Annotated in this window: 10 protein-coding genes; 5 read left to right on the forward strand and 5 right to left on the reverse strand. The window is 60.2% G+C overall.

The window, feature by feature from the left end; translation table 11 throughout:
• Positions 1 to 117: 117 nt before the first annotated feature.
• A complete protein-coding gene (locus ACWHXT_RS11400) occupies positions 118 to 2,454 on the reverse strand; it encodes a DUF4214 domain-containing protein (protein ID WP_447955926.1) in 2,337 nt (778 codons plus the stop codon).
• 330 nt (positions 2,455 to 2,784) lie between these two features.
• On the opposite strand from ACWHXT_RS11400, the gene ACWHXT_RS11405 reads away from it, so the two are divergent.
• A complete protein-coding gene (locus tag ACWHXT_RS11405; protein ID WP_447955927.1) occupies positions 2,785 to 7,521 on the forward strand; it encodes an ExeM/NucH family extracellular endonuclease in 4,737 nt (1,578 codons plus the stop codon).
• Between the two features lie 138 nt (positions 7,522 to 7,659).
• Complete coding sequence (locus ACWHXT_RS11410) at positions 7,660 to 9,090, forward strand: phosphomannomutase (RefSeq protein WP_447955928.1); 1,431 nt, start codon at positions 7,660 to 7,662, stop codon at positions 9,088 to 9,090.
• Between the two features lie 71 nt (positions 9,091 to 9,161).
• Here the strand turns inward: ACWHXT_RS11410 and glyA are convergent, their stop codons facing one another.
• The 3 genes from glyA to ACWHXT_RS11425 all read right to left on the reverse strand — a co-directional run bounded on the left by glyA (position 9,162) and on the right by ACWHXT_RS11425 (position 14,027).
• Positions 9,162 to 10,427, reverse strand: coding sequence for a serine hydroxymethyltransferase (gene glyA, locus ACWHXT_RS11415; protein WP_447955929.1), 1,266 nt, complete (start codon positions 10,425 to 10,427; stop codon positions 9,162 to 9,164).
• A 230-nt stretch (positions 10,428 to 10,657) separates the two neighbouring features.
• On the reverse strand, positions 10,658 to 13,219 hold the full coding sequence (locus ACWHXT_RS11420) for an ABC transporter permease (RefSeq protein ID WP_447955930.1): 2,562 nt from the start codon (positions 13,217 to 13,219) through the stop codon (positions 10,658 to 10,660).
• Positions 13,212 to 14,027, reverse strand: coding sequence for an ABC transporter ATP-binding protein (locus ACWHXT_RS11425; RefSeq protein WP_447955931.1), 816 nt, complete (start codon positions 14,025 to 14,027; stop codon positions 13,212 to 13,214). Before ACWHXT_RS11425 ends, ACWHXT_RS11420 begins: the two co-directional genes overlap by 8 nt.
• A gap of 40 nt (positions 14,028 to 14,067) precedes the next feature.
• Between ACWHXT_RS11425 and ACWHXT_RS11430 the strand changes: the two genes are divergently transcribed.
• The 3 genes from ACWHXT_RS11430 (at position 14,068) to ACWHXT_RS11440 (ending at position 17,439) form a co-directional block, all read left to right on the forward strand.
• Complete coding sequence (locus ACWHXT_RS11430) at positions 14,068 to 14,682, forward strand: arylesterase (RefSeq protein WP_447955932.1); 615 nt, start codon at positions 14,068 to 14,070, stop codon at positions 14,680 to 14,682.
• Between the two features lie 130 nt (positions 14,683 to 14,812).
• Entirely contained in the window at positions 14,813 to 15,517 is a 705-nt protein-coding gene (locus ACWHXT_RS11435) for a transglutaminase-like cysteine peptidase (protein WP_447955933.1), read from the forward strand.
• A gap of 14 nt (positions 15,518 to 15,531) precedes the next feature.
• Positions 15,532 to 17,439 (forward strand): EAL domain-containing protein, encoded by a 1,908-nt coding sequence (locus tag ACWHXT_RS11440; RefSeq protein ID WP_447955934.1) that lies wholly within the window; start codon positions 15,532 to 15,534, stop codon positions 17,437 to 17,439.
• 18 nt (positions 17,440 to 17,457) lie between these two features.
• Here ACWHXT_RS11440 and ACWHXT_RS11445 read toward each other — a convergent pair whose 3' ends face one another.
• A complete protein-coding gene (locus ACWHXT_RS11445; protein WP_447926441.1) occupies positions 17,458 to 17,781 on the reverse strand; it encodes a tryptophan synthase subunit beta like protein in 324 nt (107 codons plus the stop codon).
• Between the last annotated feature and the right edge of the window lie 57 nt (positions 17,782 to 17,838).

A 17,838-nucleotide genomic window follows, 5' to 3' on the forward strand; every position in this document is an offset into this window, starting at 1 on the left:
GCCACCGTAGAATCGATAAAAAACACGCGGGTTAGAGCCGCGAGAGCATAACAGAGACGCCCCTATCAGGGATAGAGGCGTCGATAAAGCCAGTTCTACATCTCTGAAGAAAAAGAATTATCCCAAGAGGAGCATACTCTCTTCCGACTCAATGAATCCGACCATCACGGTAGCCTGATCGGCGCCATTGGCCATTTCATCGAGCCAGTACTGCTTACCCGCCGCGTCTGACTCTCTATCGAGGACGTTGGAGTACATCAGTTCAACAAATGCGTCATTCTGGATATTCGTGTTGTTCTGCTGAAACTCTTCCGAGTTGATGAAATTATGTGCGATATGATCTATACCGATCTCCTGGCTTGCATCCAGCCAGTACCCCAAGCCGGTGCCATCCGCTTCGCGATCAAAAGCGGCATCGTACAGGCGTAGCAGCGGGTCGACCGTCTCGCTGAGCACGGCGTCGTCGCGGAAGGCCAAATTCTGAATGCGCGTGTCTTCACCAACCGGTGTTTCGGCTTCATTAAAAGGCGTTTCGCTGTACATTTCACCCATGTACTCGGCAAAGGCGTCCTGCTCGGTACCTTTTTCGGCAAAGTCGAACTTGCCATCCAGGTCGTAGGCGTCTAAAAGGTCGACACGGTCGATGTAATTACCCTCGAGCGGATAGGCATCTCCCCCGTCCGCCATAAAGCCAAGAGTCACCACCTTCACGATCTCTTCGGCGTTACCCACCAAACGGCCGTTGGCGACCAGAACATCGTGAATCTGACCATCGTCGTTCAGGATAGCCGCGCTTTGAATGCGCTCCCCGGCGGGCTTTTCCCAATCGAAGCTGTACTGAATACCGCCCACCTGAGCAAACTGCCCGGCGGTGATATTCGGCGCAGAAGCCGCGACGGCGTGCTCGAGTACGTCCAACAACGTGCTACGCGTCAGCGTCAAAATGGCAAGGTCATTATTAAAGCGTAGCGCCGAGCCAGCATCGAGCTGTGACACGGCGCCTTCCGGCTTGCCGATTGCCGGATTTGCGCCCGGCGGCTGGTAGCTGGGCTCACTATCGCCCCCTTGCACCACTACATCACCGATGGGCTCGCGGATGCCGCCGCTATTCTTGAAAGAGACCATGACATCGCTGTCGACCTGTTTGGCATACCAGAGATTGGCGTCAGCCGTCAGATTCCCCAGGTTGGACTCTTCGGTACGCACCGTACCTCGGTCACCGTTCAAGTAAACATCGGTGAAGCCCAGAATATTGCCGTCCTGCTCTTCGACGAAGGCACCGACAGCGCCAACCAAATCTTGTGCGACCTGCCCCTTGGTACCCTCAGCAAATGCAGCCTCGAGGCTGCCCCATAGCGCTTCGACCTGCTCGTCGGTAGACGCATAAATACCGGAGGTCGCCGGGTCGATCGACTCGGGGATGATATTACCGTTCTCATCGAACTCGACTACGAGTTGCGCCACGTAGCGCCAGCCCGCATCGGTATTAACGACCACGACATCATTACCGGAGGCGTCCTGGGTCAGGATGGGGTAGGACTTGTAAGGCTCGCCGGCGCCGGGGAAAAGGCCACGGTCGATATCCTGCTCATTGGCGAGCAGAGAATCAGAGCCCCCCGCAATTACGATATCCACACCATTCAATAGCGTGGCAAGCTCTTCTTCGAACTGAATCTGCTGCAGGTGCGAGCTTAAGATGATCTTGTTGACGCCGCGCGCCTCGAGCTCGTCGATCACCGGCTGAATCACACCCGCCAGCGCCTGCATGTCGTCGCGTCCACCGGTAATGACATCGACATCGCCCGTTGATGAGATGCTCTCGAGGATCTGCGTAGTGATACCAATAATACCAATTTGCTCACCACCGCTTTCGGCAATGACCGCCGGCGCAAGCTTGGGCTTATCGGCACCGGCCAACACTTCCTCCAACGTGGACTGAAACGCTTCGCTGGAAAAAATTTCGTTGGTTGCCAGGCCGCTCAGCGCCGCATCGTTGGAGAAGTCCAGGTTGGCGGAAAGGTAGGGGAACTGAGCCCCCAACCACTCGACATCCGCAGCGCTGTCGCCGTTGGTGACCGGCGCAATCATGTCGGCAATCAACCCCGTGCCCAGGTCGAATTCGTGGTTACCAAGAGCAACGGCTGCAGCGTCGATCAAGTCCATCAATAGCGTTTCGACACGGCCCGATGCGGCCGTTATGCCGCTCATGGAGCCCGCTTCCAGCCCATACACATCTTCCACCGCCGTTTGGAAGGCCGACTGCAAGCTCTCCTCCGCCGCCGCGTTCAGGTAAGGCCCCGGCAAAACCAGATCGCCCGAGCTCACAAACAAGCTATTAGCGTACTGATCTTCCAGATGATCGACTATCGAGATGAAGTTAGGTGCGTTTAGTAGATCGCCCCCGCCGCCTTCCATGTCCGATGCGTGCAGAAGCTGTAGCTGAAAGTTGCTCATTGAAATCCCCTTGTTTTCCGTGGCCGTTTTTCGTGACAGGCTTTTGAAGCAGGTAGCGATATTACCTGGCGATTAATGACGAAAGCATGACAGCTTGAATAAAGCCAAGTGATCTTTGTTTATCGGGCCTTGCTATAAACAATAATTAATAATCATCAACTTGCAATAATTCGCACACCTCAGCGTCACGGTATCGACATATTGAGTGGTTAGGCTGAGCCGATCACTCGTAACATTAAGTAACTTTCAATACTCATTGTTACGGCGCCACAGCTGCCGCTTTATGCATAAACACAATGAATGAACCACCGCTCCAGGGGGCTTTTAGATATGGAAAATCAAACGATCATCGGTACGCTTTATCAAACACTTTTGCTTCGTCAAGCCGATGAAGAGGGACTGAATTACTGGGTGGGCTTACTGGAAAACGGCACACTGGATACACAGGCCGTAGCGCGCACTTTAATGTCTGGCGCCGAGTTCACTTCGACCATCCAGCCCCTGACCGAGCTTTACACGACCCACCTACTACGCCCGGCGGATATCGAAGGGCTTTCTTACTGGGCCAACATGTACCGTTCGGGTATGTCGATGGAGGAGATTACCGGCCATCTAAAAGCGTCGGCCGAATTTCAGGCAACCAACGGGCAGGCGAGCGATGCTGACTGGCTCGACCAGGCTTACCTTGGCATTTTGGGTCGTTCCCCGGACATGTCCGGGGCATCCTACTGGCTAGAGCTGCTCGAAGCGGGCAGTTCCCGCGACGAGATCGCCCAGACACTAGCCGCCAGCAGTGAAAGCCAGCAACTCAAACCCGCTCAAACGCTGCAAGCGTTGACCGGGAATAACAGCGGCAATACGACCAACGATTTCGATACGTTGCTGGACGACCTGGTTGATCAAATAGAACGGGAAGCAGCTCAGCCCGAACAACCCGGTGAACCTGAAGTACCGGAAGAACCTGAAGTACCGGAAGAACCTGAAGTACCGGAAGAACCTGGAGAGCCAGAGGCACCTGGAGAACCAGAAGCCCCGGAGGAGCCAGAAGCCCCCGAAGAGCCAGGCGAACCAGCGCCGCCGGAAGAGCCCGAACTACCGGAAGGGCCAAGCGAGCCAGAGCCGCCAGAAGAGCCAGAAGCCCCGGAAGAGCCGGAAGAGCCGGAACTGGATAGAACGCCCCAGCCGGTTTTTGATCTTGGTGAGCGCTACTATCAGGGCAGCTCGGATGCCTCGGCGGCGGTAGCCATTAACGAAAACCTGATGCTGGTCGCCGATGATGAAGACCAAACGCTACGCCTTTATGATCGCGCGGCCGGCGGCGAGCCCCTCAGCGAGTTCAATCTCAACGAGGCCCTGGGGCTTAGCGATGGCCAGGAAGCCGATCTGGAAGCGGTGGCCAGCTACCAGGGCGTGCAGTACTGGTTGGGCTCCCACGAAACCAGCCAGCGTTCTCTGCTTTTCGCAACGGAAGTCACCGGCGATAGCGCTGATGATCTGTCGATCAACGTGGTGGGGCAGTTTACTGGACTGGCCGCTCAGTTGGCCGCCTGGGACTCGGGTAATGGCCACGGGCTTGGCGAGAACGCGCTCAACCTCGAGCAAGGCCTCAATATCGAAGGCGCTGTCTTTATCGAGGACACCCTTTATCTGGGGCTTCGCGCGCCGCTGGATGGCGGGTTTGCGCAGCTGTTACCGGTTACCAACGCCGCTGAGTTAGTGACCGGTGCAGCGACTCAAGCCTCTTTTGGCGAGCCCTTGCGCCTGGACCTGGACGGACGCGCGGTGCGTGCCATCGAATCAGCGGGCGACGAAGGCTATCTGATCCTGGCGGGCCCGGTAAACGATAGCGACGATACCGGCTTCGGCCTCTATTTCTGGGACGGCGATTACGCCGTGCGCGAAATCGAAGGTGTCGACTTGAACACCCTGCCCCGGGAAATCGGTGCCAAGCCCGAAGCGCTGTTTGATATCGTAGCCAGCGACGACGGTATCGCCGCCAGCGTGCTGTTCGATAGCGGCACGGTGGACTGGTTCGACGATGGCCGTGAATCCAAAGACCTTCCCGATAGCCAGCAGCAATTTATCGGCACCGACGTCACGTTCGACGCGTTTCCGGACATGGTTCCCCGCGCCGGGGATATCGCGGTCACCGCCGTGAGCGGTAGCGACAAGGAGTTCCAGTTCGTCGCGCTGCGCGGTATCGCCGAAGGGGCTGAAATCACCTTTACCGACTCCGGCTGGATGGGCGATGGTTTTCGCGCCAACGAAGGCGCCGTGAAATGGACCGCCCCCGAAGGCGGTGTGGCCCCCGGCACCGTCGTTTCCCATACCCGCGACGCCGATCAGTTTTCGGATGCCAACAGTGCCGCCGTGGGTAATGGCAGTTTCAACCTGTCGGTCAGCGGCGACCAGGTCCTCGCCTTTGTGGGCGAGGACACCAACCCCGAGTTTATCTACGCGGTGCAGACCAACAGCGACGAGTGGCAGGAAACCTCCACCAACTCCAACAACTCGGCGCTGCCGACCGGTCTTGAAAACGGCCTGACGGCGGTCGCAGTGGGCCGCGAACGCAACGCGGCGTTCACCGGTGAAGGCTACGGGACGGCGGACGAGCTCTTGAGCGCGATCAGCAACCCGGACAATTGGGAATTCGCCAATAGCGCCATGCCCGAAGGGCTGACCCAAGCCTTCCGCATCGGCACCACCCAAGCGCCCTACGTCCCCGGTGAAACCGACATCGGTCTCGCGATTACCGAAATCTGGCCAGGTCAGGACGGCGCAGATGTGACCGAGGACTGGTTCGAGATCACCAACCGCTCGGACGAGACGCTGGACTTTGGCAGCGCCCCGCTCTACTACGACGACGACAGCGCCTCGCCTCAGGATGCCGTGCTGATCGAGGGGCTTACCACCCTCGCACCCGGCGAGTCGGCCATCGTCATCGTCGATGGCGGGGAAAATGGCGTTGCCCAGTTCCGGGACGCCTGGAGCAACCTGGCCAACATCGACACCCTCAAGATCGGCTACGCCGATAACGCCGCAGGCCTGGGCAGCGGCGGCGACGCCGTTACCCTGTGGCAAGGCGACCCGCGAGTCGATGGAAACCAGATCGCCTTCGAAGCCTACCCGGACACGACGGGTAACGATGCCGCGTCCTGGAACGTTGATCGCCAGGCATTCACGCAGCAAGATGAAGAAGGCGCCAGCACCTCTACCGCACTAGGCGGTGACGGCAGCGACGTTGCCGCCCTCGCCTCCCCTGGTACGGCCATCATGCCCGAGCCCGAGATCACGCTGATCTCCACAGTCCAGGGCGAAGGCGGTACCAGTGCTCTGGACGGCGAAGCCGTGACGCTGGAAGCGATCGTCACTATGGTCACTCCGGGCCTCGATGGTTTCTTCCTGCAGGAAGAGGATGAAGACAACGACGATAACCCGCTCACCTCGGAAGGCATCTTCGTTTACGCGGGCAGCGGCAGCGGCGAGTGGCTATCGCAGCTCTCGGCCGGCGACCAGGTCCGGATCGGCGGTACCGTGTCCGAGTATTATGACAAAACGCAGCTGACCGCGGATCGCTCGAGCCTGAACGTTCTGCAAAACGACCAGCCCCTGCCGCAAAGCCAGGTCATCAAGCTGCCCTTTGCCAACAAGCAAGGCCTGGAGGCCTTCGAAGGCATGCGCGTGGCCATCGAGGCGATGGATGGTCAGCCCCTGGTGGTGACCGAGCTTTACGAGCTGGGCCGTTATGGTGAAGTCACGCTGTCGGCAGGCGGTCGCCTCGAGCAATTTACCGAGGTGAATGCGCCCAGCGTCGAAGGCTACACCGAGTGGCTGGAAGACGCTGACGCACGGACCATCAAGATCGATGACGCAAACTCCGCCCAGAACCCGGACCCGATCATCTTTGGTCGGGGCGGCGAGGAGTTGTCGGCGTCCAACCCGCTACGCGGCGGCGATCAGCTGGATACGCTGGAAGGCGTTCTGGACTTCAACTTCGGCGAGTGGAAAGTACAGAACGTGGAAGGCCTGGATTTCTACGGCGACGAACGCCCGGCCACGCCGGACGTGGATACGCTAGCGGATGCCAGCGTCAAGGTCGCCTCGTTCAACGTGCTGAACTACTTCACTACCCTGGGCGATAGCGGCGAGCAGACACAAACCCTCAACGGTACGACTCACAGCCCACGAGGCGCCAATAACGCCGAGGAGTTCGCCCGCCAGGAGGCCAAGATCGTCGAGGCGATCAACACAAGCGGTGCCGATGTACTGGGCTTGATGGAGGTCGAGAACAACGGCTACGGCGAAGATAGCGCCCTGGCGAGCCTGGTAGACGCGCTCAATGCGGATATCCAGAGCAAAGGCATCGAGGATGTCACTTGGGCATACAGCACGCCCCGGGACGCGCAAGGCAATATCGAGAGCGCCGGCGACGACGCCATTACCGTGGGGGTGATCTACAATAGCCAAGCCGTAAGCCCTGAAGGCGATGCCGCCACCAAGACCGATGGCGCGTTTGCTTTTGGTAATCGCCCGCCGGTGATGCAAACCTTTACTGACAGCAACGGCGAGCAGTTCTCCGTGGTCGTCAATCACTTCAAGTCCAAGGGCAGCGTGATCAATGGCGAAGACGCCATCGGTGACGGCCAGGGCAACAACAACCCCACCCGCGTGGAAGCGTCGGAAGAGCTGCTCGCCTGGCTCGAGACCAACCCTACCGGCAGCGACGATCAGGATGTCCTCATTCTGGGGGATCTGAACGCCTATGCCATGGAAGATCCGGTCACGACCCTGACGGACGCCGGTTTCGAATTGCTCGACGACGACTACAGCTACGTGTTCGATGGCTTTTGGGGGTCGCTCGACCATGCGCTGGCAAGCGAATCGCTGGCCGATCAAGTTACCGGTACGACCACGTGGCATATCAACTCGGATGAGGCGAGCGCGCTGGATTACAACACCGAATTCACCACCGAGCGCCAAAATGAAAACCTCTATGCGGCGGACCCGTTTCGCAGCTCCGACCATGACCCTATCCTGGTGGGATTGAACCTGGGCGCCGAGTTATAGGCTCTCTCCCGTTCCAGTCGCCTTTTAGCCCTCGCTTTGCGAGGGCTTTTTCGTTTTGGGTGACGGCCATGGCAAGCCACGCCGCACGCCATTAGAATGCCGGACACGCTGACTTTATTCCCCTGACAGGAGACGCACTTGAACGCTTCCCCCACCACCTCCGAGATTATCGATGCAAGCGGCATCGCCTTTGGCACCAGCGGCGCGCGGGGCCTGGTGGAGCAATTCACCGATCAGGTATGCGCTGCTTTTACCGTGGCCTTTATCGACGCGATGCGCGCCGGCGCGAAGGTCGAACGGATCGCGCTGGGCATGGACCGGCGCCCCAGCAGCCCGGCCATGGCGGCGGCCTGTACCAGTGCGGCCAAGGCGCTGGGGCTCGCGGTGGATGATTATGGCGTTCTCCCCACCCCGGCGCTTGCCCTCAAGGCGATGACCGATGAGGTGCCCTGCATCATGATTACAGGAAGCCACATTCCGTTTGATCGTAACGGTATCAAGTTCTACCGCCCGGATGGAGAAATCACCAAAGCCGACGAAGCGGCGATTCTAGCCAGTAACGTAGCGATGCCTGCCCTGGCGCCACCGGCCAGAGAAGCCGTGTCCGACGCGGCCAACCAGGCATACACCGCTCGCTACACGCATTGGTTCGACGGTAAGCCGCTGGCAGGATGGCGGGTGGGCTTATACCAGCACTCCGCCGCCGGCCGGGATCTCAACGCACACGTTTTAGAAGCGTTGGGGGCTGAAGTCATCGTTTTGGGGCGTAGCGACGACTTCGTACCGGTCGATACCGAAGCAGTGAGCGAAGAAGACCAGGACCTGGGGCGCGCCTGGGCTTTGCAGCACGATTTGCACGCGCTGTTATCAACGGATGGTGACGGCGACCGCCCCTTGCTAGGCGACGAGAACGGTACCTGGCTTCGGGGCGATATCGTGGGCTTGCTCTGCGCGCGGACGCTCGGCATCGAGGCACTGGCCGTGCCGGTTAGCTGTAATACGGCGATCGAGGCGTGCGGCGCTTTTGAAACCGTCGAGCGCACGCGTATCGGTTCGCCCTATGTGCTGGCAGCAATGCAACGCCTGCGCACGCAGTTCGAGCGCGTTGCCGGCTTCGAGGCAAACGGCGGCTTTCTCCTCGAGTCGCCGCTTCAGCAGCAGCACCGCACGCTAGCCGCCCTGCCCACCCGGGACGCTTTGCTGCCCGCCTTGACCCTAATGGTAGAGGCAGCGCGCTTGCAAAAGCCACTCTCCGCGCTCAACGCCGCCCTGCCCGCGCGCTACACCGCAAGCGACCGGCTCAAAAATTTTGCGACCCAAAAGAGCCAGCAACTGTTGCAGCAGTGGCAAGCCGAGCCCGAACGTTTGGCACGCACCCTGGGCGTTGAAGCCGCTATCAGCGCGCTGGACACCACCGACGGCTTGCGCGCCACGTTTGAAAATAGCGAAATCATTCACCTGCGCCCCTCCGGTAACGCGCCGGAGCTTCGCTGCTACGTGGAAGCCGGCTCGAGCGAGCGCGCCCATCAACTGGTGCAGCACTGCCTGAAAACCCTAAAAACGCTTTAAACAGGCAATAAAAAAACGGGTGCCGCCAGGCACCCGTTTTGACTTCCCCAGCGGGAAAAGCGTTTTAACGCTTACTTGTAAACTGGCAGACGCTGGCAAACCTTCGCGACTTTCTCACTGATCGAGGCCTCGACCGCGGTCGTGTCATCGCCGCTGGCGAGTACGTCCAGCAGGTCGCAGATCCAGCCGGCGAGTTCGCTACATTCGGTCTCGCCGAAACCGCGGGTGGTCACCGCCGGGGTGCCGATACGCAGACCCGAGGTGATGAACGGGCTTTGCGGGTCGTTGGGAACGGCGTTTTTGTTGACGGTGATATGCGCGCGGCCCAGCGCGGCATCGGCGTCTTTACCGGTGACGCCCTGTTTGACCAACGAAAGCAGGAAGAGGTGATCTTCTGTGCCGCCGGAGACGATATCGAAACCGCGATCGATGAACACCTTCGCCATCGCCTGGGCGTTTTTCACGACCTGTTGCTGGTAGGTCTTGAACTCGGGCGCCATCGCTTCCTTGAAGCAAATCGCCTTGGCGGCAATCACGTGCATCAAGGGGCCACCCTGGCCGCCGGGGAAGACAGCGGACTGCAGCTTCTTCTCGATATCCGCGTCGTTTTCGGCGGACAGAATCACGCCGCTACGCGGGCCACGCAGGGTTTTATGCGTAGTGGAGGTAACCACGTGGGCATGGGGCAGCGGGCTGGGGTAGACACCTGCCGCGACCAGACCGGCGACGTGGGCCATATCCACCAGCAGGTAGGCGCCCACTTCGTCAGCGATTTCGCGGAATTTCGCCCAGTCGATGATCTGTGAGTAGGCGGAGAAACCGGCGATGATCATTTTCGGCTGGTGTTCGCGGGCAAGCTCGGCCACCTGGCCGTAGTCGATCAGCCCCTGGTCGTTCAGGCCGTACTGAATAGCGTTGTAGTGCTTGCCGGAAAAGTTGGGCTTGGCACCGTGCGTCAGGTGGCCGCCGGCGTCCAGGCTCATGCCCAAAATGGTGTCGCCGGGCTTGACCAGCGCCTGAAACACCGCGCTGTTGGCCTGAGAGCCGGAGTGGGGCTGAACGTTGACGTAGGTCGCGTCGAACAGCTCCTTGGCGTAGTCGATCGCCATGTTTTCCGCGATGTCCACGAACTCGCAGCCTCCGTAGTAACGCTTACCGGGGTAGCCTTCGGCGTACTTGTTGGTGAGCTGGCTTCCTTGCGCTTCGAGTACGCGGGGGCTTGCGTAGTTTTCCGAGGCAATCAGTTCGATGTGATCTTCCTGGCGGGCCACTTCTTTCTGCATGGCCTCAAAAAGCGCATCATCAAACCCGGCAATGGTCATATCGCGGCTGAACATGGGGAAACCTCGTAGGCTAGGGCATCAATAAAAGCAAGGCGGCCATGATACCTCAGCCAGAGGCGACTTTCATCGCATCCGGCTCAGCCACACCATGAAGCCCTTTCATAAAGCCCTTTCACACCCCCTTCACACCACGCCCCCATTCACTACTCACTATTCACTATTCACTATTCACTACTTACCATTCACCATTCACTACTTACCATTCACCATTCACCGCCCCCCACCTAAGCCTCACCCAACAGACCAAGGCTTGCCGCCGGCGCCTGGCGGCGAAGGCTTCGCGACAGCACATGGCCAATCACGCCGATCAACAGCGCCCCGCCCAACGGGAGCGCAAGCCACAGCGCAACGTGTACGCGTGGTGTCAGATCCAGCCAGTAAAGGTAAAGCGCAGCGCTGGCGATTTCGGCTAAAAAGGCGCCCATCAAGCCGCTTGCGAAGCCCAAAAGCGCATACTCGGCGCCCTGCACGCGGGAGATCATTTGATTGCCCGCGCCGAATACGCGCAAAAGCCCGCTTTCGTGGGCGCGCACCGGGCGGCTGGCAGTGAGGGCTGCGTACAGCACGCTGACCCCGGCCATGAGGACAAGCAGTAGAATCAGCTCGACGGCGCGGGTGACCTGACCCAACACATCGCGCACCTGGCCGAGGATGGCGTCCACGTTCAAAAGCGACACGCCGGGGAAATCCCTGACCAGCTGCGAAATCAGCCCCTCTTCACGCTCGGGAAGATAGAACGCGGTAATGTAGCTGTGCCCAAAGCTCTCCAGCACACCGGGCGGGAAAATCACGAAAAAATTGGGCTTGAAGCTATCCCAGTCGAGGCTTCGAAGACTTGCGATACGGGTGTCGATCGACTCACCGCCGATGGAGAACGTCATCGTATCGCCCAGCGCAAGGCCGAGACGCTCGGCCAAGCCTTGCTCGACGGAGATGGGAACGGTGGCCGCACCGGGGCTCGCGTCGACTTCGCTCATAAAGTCCTGGGAGGCATTGGCCGTCGATTCAAACCACTGACCCGCGACGATGTCGTTGCCCTCGGGCAGCTCGGCTTGCCAGGTCAGATTGAGCTCGCGGCGCAGCGCGCCGTCGCCCCGGGCATCCTCGGGTACGGCGTCGCGCGGAGGCTGGTCGTTGATGGCCGTGATACGCCCGCGCACCATGGGGTAGAGCGCGCTTTGGGTATCCACCCGCGGCGTCACCATGGCGTCGAAGGCGTCGCGTTCACTGGGTTGTATGTTGATCGCGAAGTAGTTGGGCGTGTCCTCGGGCAGTTGGCTTTGCCAGGTGGTCAGCAGGTCGCCGCGCACCAGCACGATCATGGCCATGGCAAAGAACGTCACGGAGAATGCCAGCAGTTGCCCCCTTCCCGCCTGTTTGCGCCGGGCAAGCTGGCGGCCGCCCAGCCGGAGCGCCTGGCTCAAGGGCGTCGCCCCGGAAAGCCGCGCCACGGCGTTAAGAACCAGACTCAGCAGCAAGGCGCTGGCCATCCACAGTACGCCCAGCAGCACCGCGCCGCCCACCAAAAGCCCCAGGGCCAGCGAGAAGCTACCCGAGTAAAGCCACAACAGCCCGCCGAATACCAGGCTTGCCACGCCGACCACCAGCAAGGCCGCTGGAGGGACCGGGTCCAGCTCCCGGCGCAGCACTTTGAGCGCGCTCACCTGTTTGATGCGCAAAAGCGTAGGGCCGGCGAACCCGACCAGCACGGCAAGCGCGGTCAGCACACCCAAGCCTAGCGGCATGAGTCCCGGCGGCGGGAGCGTCAGTGGTAAAAACCGAGCCAACAGCCACAAAAGTACCGCCTGGCCCGCCAACCCCAACAGCGCCCCCAGCAGCGAGGCGATCAGCGCAAGCCCCAAAAGCTGTAGCGCAAAGATCGTCACGAGCTGGTACTGGCTGGCCCCAAAACAGCGCAGCAGTGCGGCGGTGTCCAGGTGGCGCTCTACGTAACGTTTGGTCGACATGGCCACGGCCACACCGGCCAGCAGCACGGCCACCAGCCCAGCCAGGCCCAGGTAGCTCTCCGCCCGCGCTAGAGCGTTACCCAACTGGGGGCGGTCCACGCGCACGTCGCGCACCTCCACCCCGGCTTCTCTCAACTCGGTCAGCAGCGGCTGTACGCGATCGAGTGCGCGGGGCGGGCCGGCGGCTAGAATTTCGAATTCGATACGCGAGCCCGGCTGAATGAGCCCGGTGGCGTCGAGATCCGCGGTATTGAGCATCAGGCGTGGGTTGAAACTGCTAAACCCGGCGGATTGGTCGGCTTCGCGCTCCAGGATACCGGTGATCACAAGCTCGGTCTGGCCGACTCGAACGCTTTCGCCCAGCGTCAATTCGAGCAGTTCGGCAAGCCGCGGGTCGGCCCAGGCCTCGCCCGGTGGCGGGCCGGAGGCGATCTCTTCAGCGCCGCGGCCAAGGTCGACCAGGGTGACGCCGTAGTGGGGGTAAACATCGTCCACCGCCTTGAGGCTGGTGGGCTGAAAATGCTCGCCGCGGCTGATCATCGACACCAGGTCGACCTGGTCGCTCAGCGCAAAACCGGCCTGCTCGAGGGTCGCGCGAAGCGCATCATCGAAGGGCTCGCGCTGTTCGAGAACTAGATCACCGCCCATCATCTGCCCCGCCTGACGCTCGAGACCGCGCTCGAGGCGATCGAGGAAAAACGCGATCATGGTCGAAGCCGCTACGGCTAGCACCAGGGCGACGAATAGCGCGCGCACGTCCGAGGCGCGCAGATCCCGCTTCAGGCTACGCCCGGCCAGGCGCCAGTTCACACTACTCATCAACACCGCCTTGCGTGACATGGCCTGGGTCGAACGGTGTCAACTGTCCACCTTCCAAACGCAGACAGCGGTCGCAGCGTCGTGCCAGGGCGTGGTCGTGGGTGACCAGAATCAAGGTGGTACCGGCCTGCTGGTTCAACGTAAAAAGCAGATCGATCACCTGGGCACCGGTGTCCGGGTCCAGGTTACCGGTGGGCTCGTCGGCAAAAACCAATTCGGGATCGGTCACGAAGGCCCGGGCAATGGCTACGCGCTGCTGCTCGCCACCGGAGAGCTGCTTGGGCAGGTGCGCCACGCGCTCGCCAAGCCCCACCCGGTCGAGCCAGGCGTGCGCGGTTTGGGTTTCACCGGCGCGCGGCGAAAGCTCCAGCGGCAATAGCACGTTTTCCAGTGCGCTGAGCGTGGGCAGCAGTTGAAAATTCTGAAACACGAACCCGACACGCCCGGCGCGCAGTGCCGCACGGCCATCTTCGTCCAGACGACTCAAGGGATGGCCAAACAGGCTCAGCTCGCCGTCACTTGGCGTATCGAGCCCGGCCAGAAGGCCTAAAAGGGTCGACTTCCCTGCCCCGCTTTTGCCTAAAATCGCCACGGTTTCCCCTTGGGCAACGCTCAGCGAAAGATCCTTTAAAATGGTCAGCGAGCGTTCACCGCTTTTCACCTGCTTGCAAAGCTTTTCGGCCAGCAACACCGGCGGCCCTTGTATTGCGCCCAAAGCGTGCGATGACGCCGGGTCATCAGTTAAGCTTTGCTGTTGAGTACCAAGATGAGCAGACGATCTCGTATCCGGTTCAGAGGAGTAGGACATGAAGCGTGGCATCCCTTTAACGTGGCATAGGCTTACGTGCATGGTAACCGGGGGACTACTGACACTGGTAGTCATCTTTAACGCGAGCCTGGCAAGCGCCGATGCCCGGCCAACGCTTCTGGTCATGGGTGACAGCCTAAGTGCAGCCTACGGTATCGAACAAGACCAGGGCTGGGTCAGGCTTTTGGAGCAGCGCCTGGAAGATGAGGCGACCGTGGTCAACGCCAGTATCAGCGGCGAGACGACAAGCGGTGGGGCCGAGCGTTTCGAGGAGATACTCACAAAGCGCGAGCCCGATATCGTTCTTTTGGAGCTCGGTGGCAACGACGGCCTGCGCGGTCTGCCGCCGGGCCAAATGCGCGCTAACCTCGCCAGCATGATCGAACAAAGCCAGCAAATCGATGCCCAGGTGCTGCTGCTGGGGATCGATATTCCGCCCAACTACGGCCAGGCCTACCGCGACGCGTTCACCGGCGTTTATCACTCCCTGGCCGATGAGTACGATATTCCGCTGGTTCCCTTTTTGCTGGAAAATATTGCGCTAAACCGCGAGCTCATGCAAAGCGACGGCATCCACCCCACCGCCGAGGCCCAGCCCCTTATTATGGACAACGTATGGCCCGTTCTCGAGCCGATGCTGGACAACGCAGACTAGGCGATGCCCGCGCGCAGAGCCTGCAAGATTATTTTACTCATACCGTTCAACTCTTTTCATGATGAGAGTTATAGCACTACCGGTCGCTAACTTGTAATCTTAAGCTTTATTTGACGGCGGCCAAGCCTCCATGCCCAGGTGTTCATCCTCTTCCAGACCGACCCTATCCCGACGGGCGCTGTTGACCGGCGCCGGTCTATTGGCGCTGGGCGCGGGCCTGGGGCTTTTTCCTTTCAGTGCTTCGGCCTATGATCCGGCGCGCTTACGCCAGCGGATGAGCGCGCTTTATGGGCCGTCCGGTGTGAGCGTGCTAGAGGGGTGGTTTGCGCTTTTGGAGCGGGCGGCCAATCGGGATATCCAAACCCAGCTGCGTGAAGTCAACGACTTCTTTAACCGCAACATTCGCTGGGTCGACGACATTGTCACCTGGGGCGAAGAGGATTACTGGGCGACCCCGCTCGAGGCCATGGGCAAGGGCCAGGGCGACTGCGAAGACTACTCCATCGCCAAATACATTACGCTAAAGCAGCTAGGAGTGCCCGGCGAGCGCCTGCGCATGATCTACGTACGTGCCCGTTTGGGACGTAGCCAGGTAACTCAAGCGCATATGGTGCTAGGCTATTACGCGACCCCCGAGGCGGAGCCGCTCATTCTGGACAATATCGCACCGTCGATTTCTCCTGCTTCGCAGCGTACCGACCTGGACCCGCTTTTCAGTTTCAACAGCGAAGGGTTATGGGCCGGCGGCTCATCACAATCACGTGCTGACCCGCTTGCCCGGCTTTCGCGCTGGCGAAGTGCGTTAGAGCGTATGCAATCACAAGGCTTTTTATAAAAAGGACGTGCCGTATGTCGCTTATCAAACAGCTTTGGCTGGCTATTATAGGGCTTTTGCTGCTTTCCTTTATTGGAAGCCTTGCGATCAGCATTACCACCAGCCGTGGCTATATCGAGCAGGAAATCAGCATCAAGAATGAGGACAATGCCACCGCGCTTGCGCTGTCGATGAGCCAGCTGGATAAGGACATGGTGACCCTCGAGCTTTTGATCTCGGCGCAGTTCGATACCGGCTACTACCAGCAAATCGTGCTGCGCGACACCGCGGGTGATGTTCTGATCGAGCGCGCCGCCAACGCGTACCAGGGGAGCGTCCCCGGCTGGTTTCGTGCGCTCGTGCGCTTCGATATTCCGCCGGGCCAAGCCACCATTCAGGACGGCTGGCGCCAGTTCGGCACCCTCACCCTTGAAAGCCAGTATAGCTTTGCCTACGCCGCACTTTGGAAAAGCTTTCTAGAGCTGGCCGGCTGGTTCATCGCCGCGGGAGTGGCGAGCCTGGCGGCCGCGGCGGTGATCGTCAGCAGCATCAAGCGCCCATTGACCCGCGTGATTGCCCAGGCACGGGATATCAGCGCCCGGCGTTTTACGACCATACAAGAGCCCAGTACGCTCGAGCTTCGCGAAGTGGCCCGCGCCATGAATGCGCTATCCAACAATGTCCGTCAAATGCTGACCCACGAAAGCCAGAAGCTTGACGAGCTGCGCCGTGACCTGCAGCAGGACCGCTTGACCGGGGCGCTAAACCGCAACGTTTTCATGGGCCGCTTGGCCGCCCTGCTGGATAGCGACGACGCCCGGGCTAACGGGCTAATGGTCATGGTGCGTGTACAGGATTTGCCCCAGTTAAACCAACAACTCGGCCACGATGAAACGGACGCCTTGTTGAAAGCGCTCGTAAAGCAGTTGGAAGTGCTGGATACCACCTCGGAAGAAGCATTGGTGGGTCGTTTGAACGGTAGCGATTTCATGCTGGTGCTACCACATCAAAGCCATATAGAGGCGCTTTACGAAGAGCTTTGCCAAGCGCTTACGGCCGCCACAGCGAACCTCCCCGAGGTGGAGGTACGCCTGCCCGCCGCGATTACCAGCTACTCATCCAGTGATGAGCGAAGCGTGCTGCTGGCAACGCTGGATACTGCGCTGGCCGAGGCAGAAAGTGCCCAACAAGCGCCCCGCGTAATCGTTCGAGAGCGCGAGCATCAGGCACTGTTTGCCACCCACGCGGACTGGCGTTCGGCGCTGGATCTGGCCATCCTGCAAGGCCCCCAGCTTGGCCGTTTTCCGGTGCTGGACAACCACCAAAACGTGCTCCACTACGAGAGCCCCGCCAGGCTTGAACTGGCCGAGCAGTGGCAAAGCGCCGGCGTGTTCATCCCCTGGCTTGCGCGCTTCAGTCTGGAGGCTTCGCTGGACAAGGCCGTCATCCAGCAGGCGCTGGAGCTTCTCCGCGCCGAGCCCGGCCAGACCCTGGGTATCAACCTTTCCATCGCCACCATCACCAACGCGCAGTTCGTGACCGAGCTGCGTACGCTGTTGGAAAGAAACGCCGCTTTAGCCCCCAGGCTCTGCTTCGAAATACCCGCCACCCTCGACCCCTACGCGATTGCGAGCTTCCGCGGGTTCTGTTCGGCGCTGCGCCACCTGGGCTGCCAATTCGGGATCGAGCACGTGGGGGCGGCGTTCACAAGGCTTGCCGACTTGCAGGATATCGGTCTTTCGTATTTGAAGGTGGACAGCAGCCTGGTGCGCGACATTCACGCATCCTTCGAGCAGCAGAGCATTCTGCGAAGCATGACCACGCTTTGCCACTCGCTGGGCATTCTGGTGATTGCCGAAGGGGTAACGACCGAGCAGGAGCTGAGCCAGCTTTTCCGTATGGGCCTGGATGGCGCTACCGGCCCGGGCGTTCGTACCCCCTAATCGAGACCCACGGCGGTATCAAATGATACCGCCGTCCTCACTGATCAGGTTGACGTTGTTTTTGGAGCGCAGCGACTTACGCTGCATGACCTTGTTCTGTGCCGCCTCGGGCAAGTCGGTAAACGAGATCACGCCCTTATCCAACAACACCTCCATTAAATCTTCCACCACCCGCACGAAGGCCAGATCCGAGGCGAGGAAGTTGGCCGAGGACCCGGGCTGCTCCGCCAGAAATGCCAGCACCTCCGGGTCATCGGCCGCGATCTGCTCCGAGAACTCGCTGGAGGCCTCTTTGCTGAGAAGCACAATCTCACCCGCCGCATTGCGTTTGATATAAAACATCGCAACCACCCTTTCTTGATGACCCAATATTCAAGGTTAAAAAGGCCGCCCGGAGGC

This window comes from Vreelandella halophytica (genome assembly GCF_968193635.1).

Bases quoted from the DNA above. Each gene is read 5' to 3' on its own strand.
- ACWHXT_RS11400 (WP_447955926.1), bottom strand. From the start codon at position 2,454: ATGAGCAACTTTCAGCTACAGCTTCTGCACGCATCGGACATGGAAGGC.
- ACWHXT_RS11405 (WP_447955927.1), top strand. From the start codon at position 2,785: ATGGAAAATCAAACGATCATCGGTACGCTTTATCAAACACTTTTGCTT.
- glyA (WP_447955929.1), bottom strand. From the start codon at position 10,427: ATGTTCAGCCGCGATATGACCATTGCCGGGTTTGATGATGCGCTTTTT.
- ACWHXT_RS11420 (WP_447955930.1), bottom strand. From the start codon at position 13,219: ATGAGTAGTGTGAACTGGCGCCTGGCCGGGCGTAGCCTGAAGCGGGAT.
- ACWHXT_RS11425 (WP_447955931.1), bottom strand. From the start codon at position 14,027: ATGTCCTACTCCTCTGAACCGGATACGAGATCGTCTGCTCATCTTGGT.
- ACWHXT_RS11430 (WP_447955932.1), top strand. From the start codon at position 14,068: ATGGTAACCGGGGGACTACTGACACTGGTAGTCATCTTTAACGCGAGC.
- ACWHXT_RS11435 (WP_447955933.1), top strand. From the start codon at position 14,813: ATGCCCAGGTGTTCATCCTCTTCCAGACCGACCCTATCCCGACGGGCG.
- ACWHXT_RS11440 (WP_447955934.1), top strand. From the start codon at position 15,532: ATGTCGCTTATCAAACAGCTTTGGCTGGCTATTATAGGGCTTTTGCTG.
- ACWHXT_RS11445 (WP_447926441.1), bottom strand. From the start codon at position 17,781: ATGTTTTATATCAAACGCAATGCGGCGGGTGAGATTGTGCTTCTCAGC.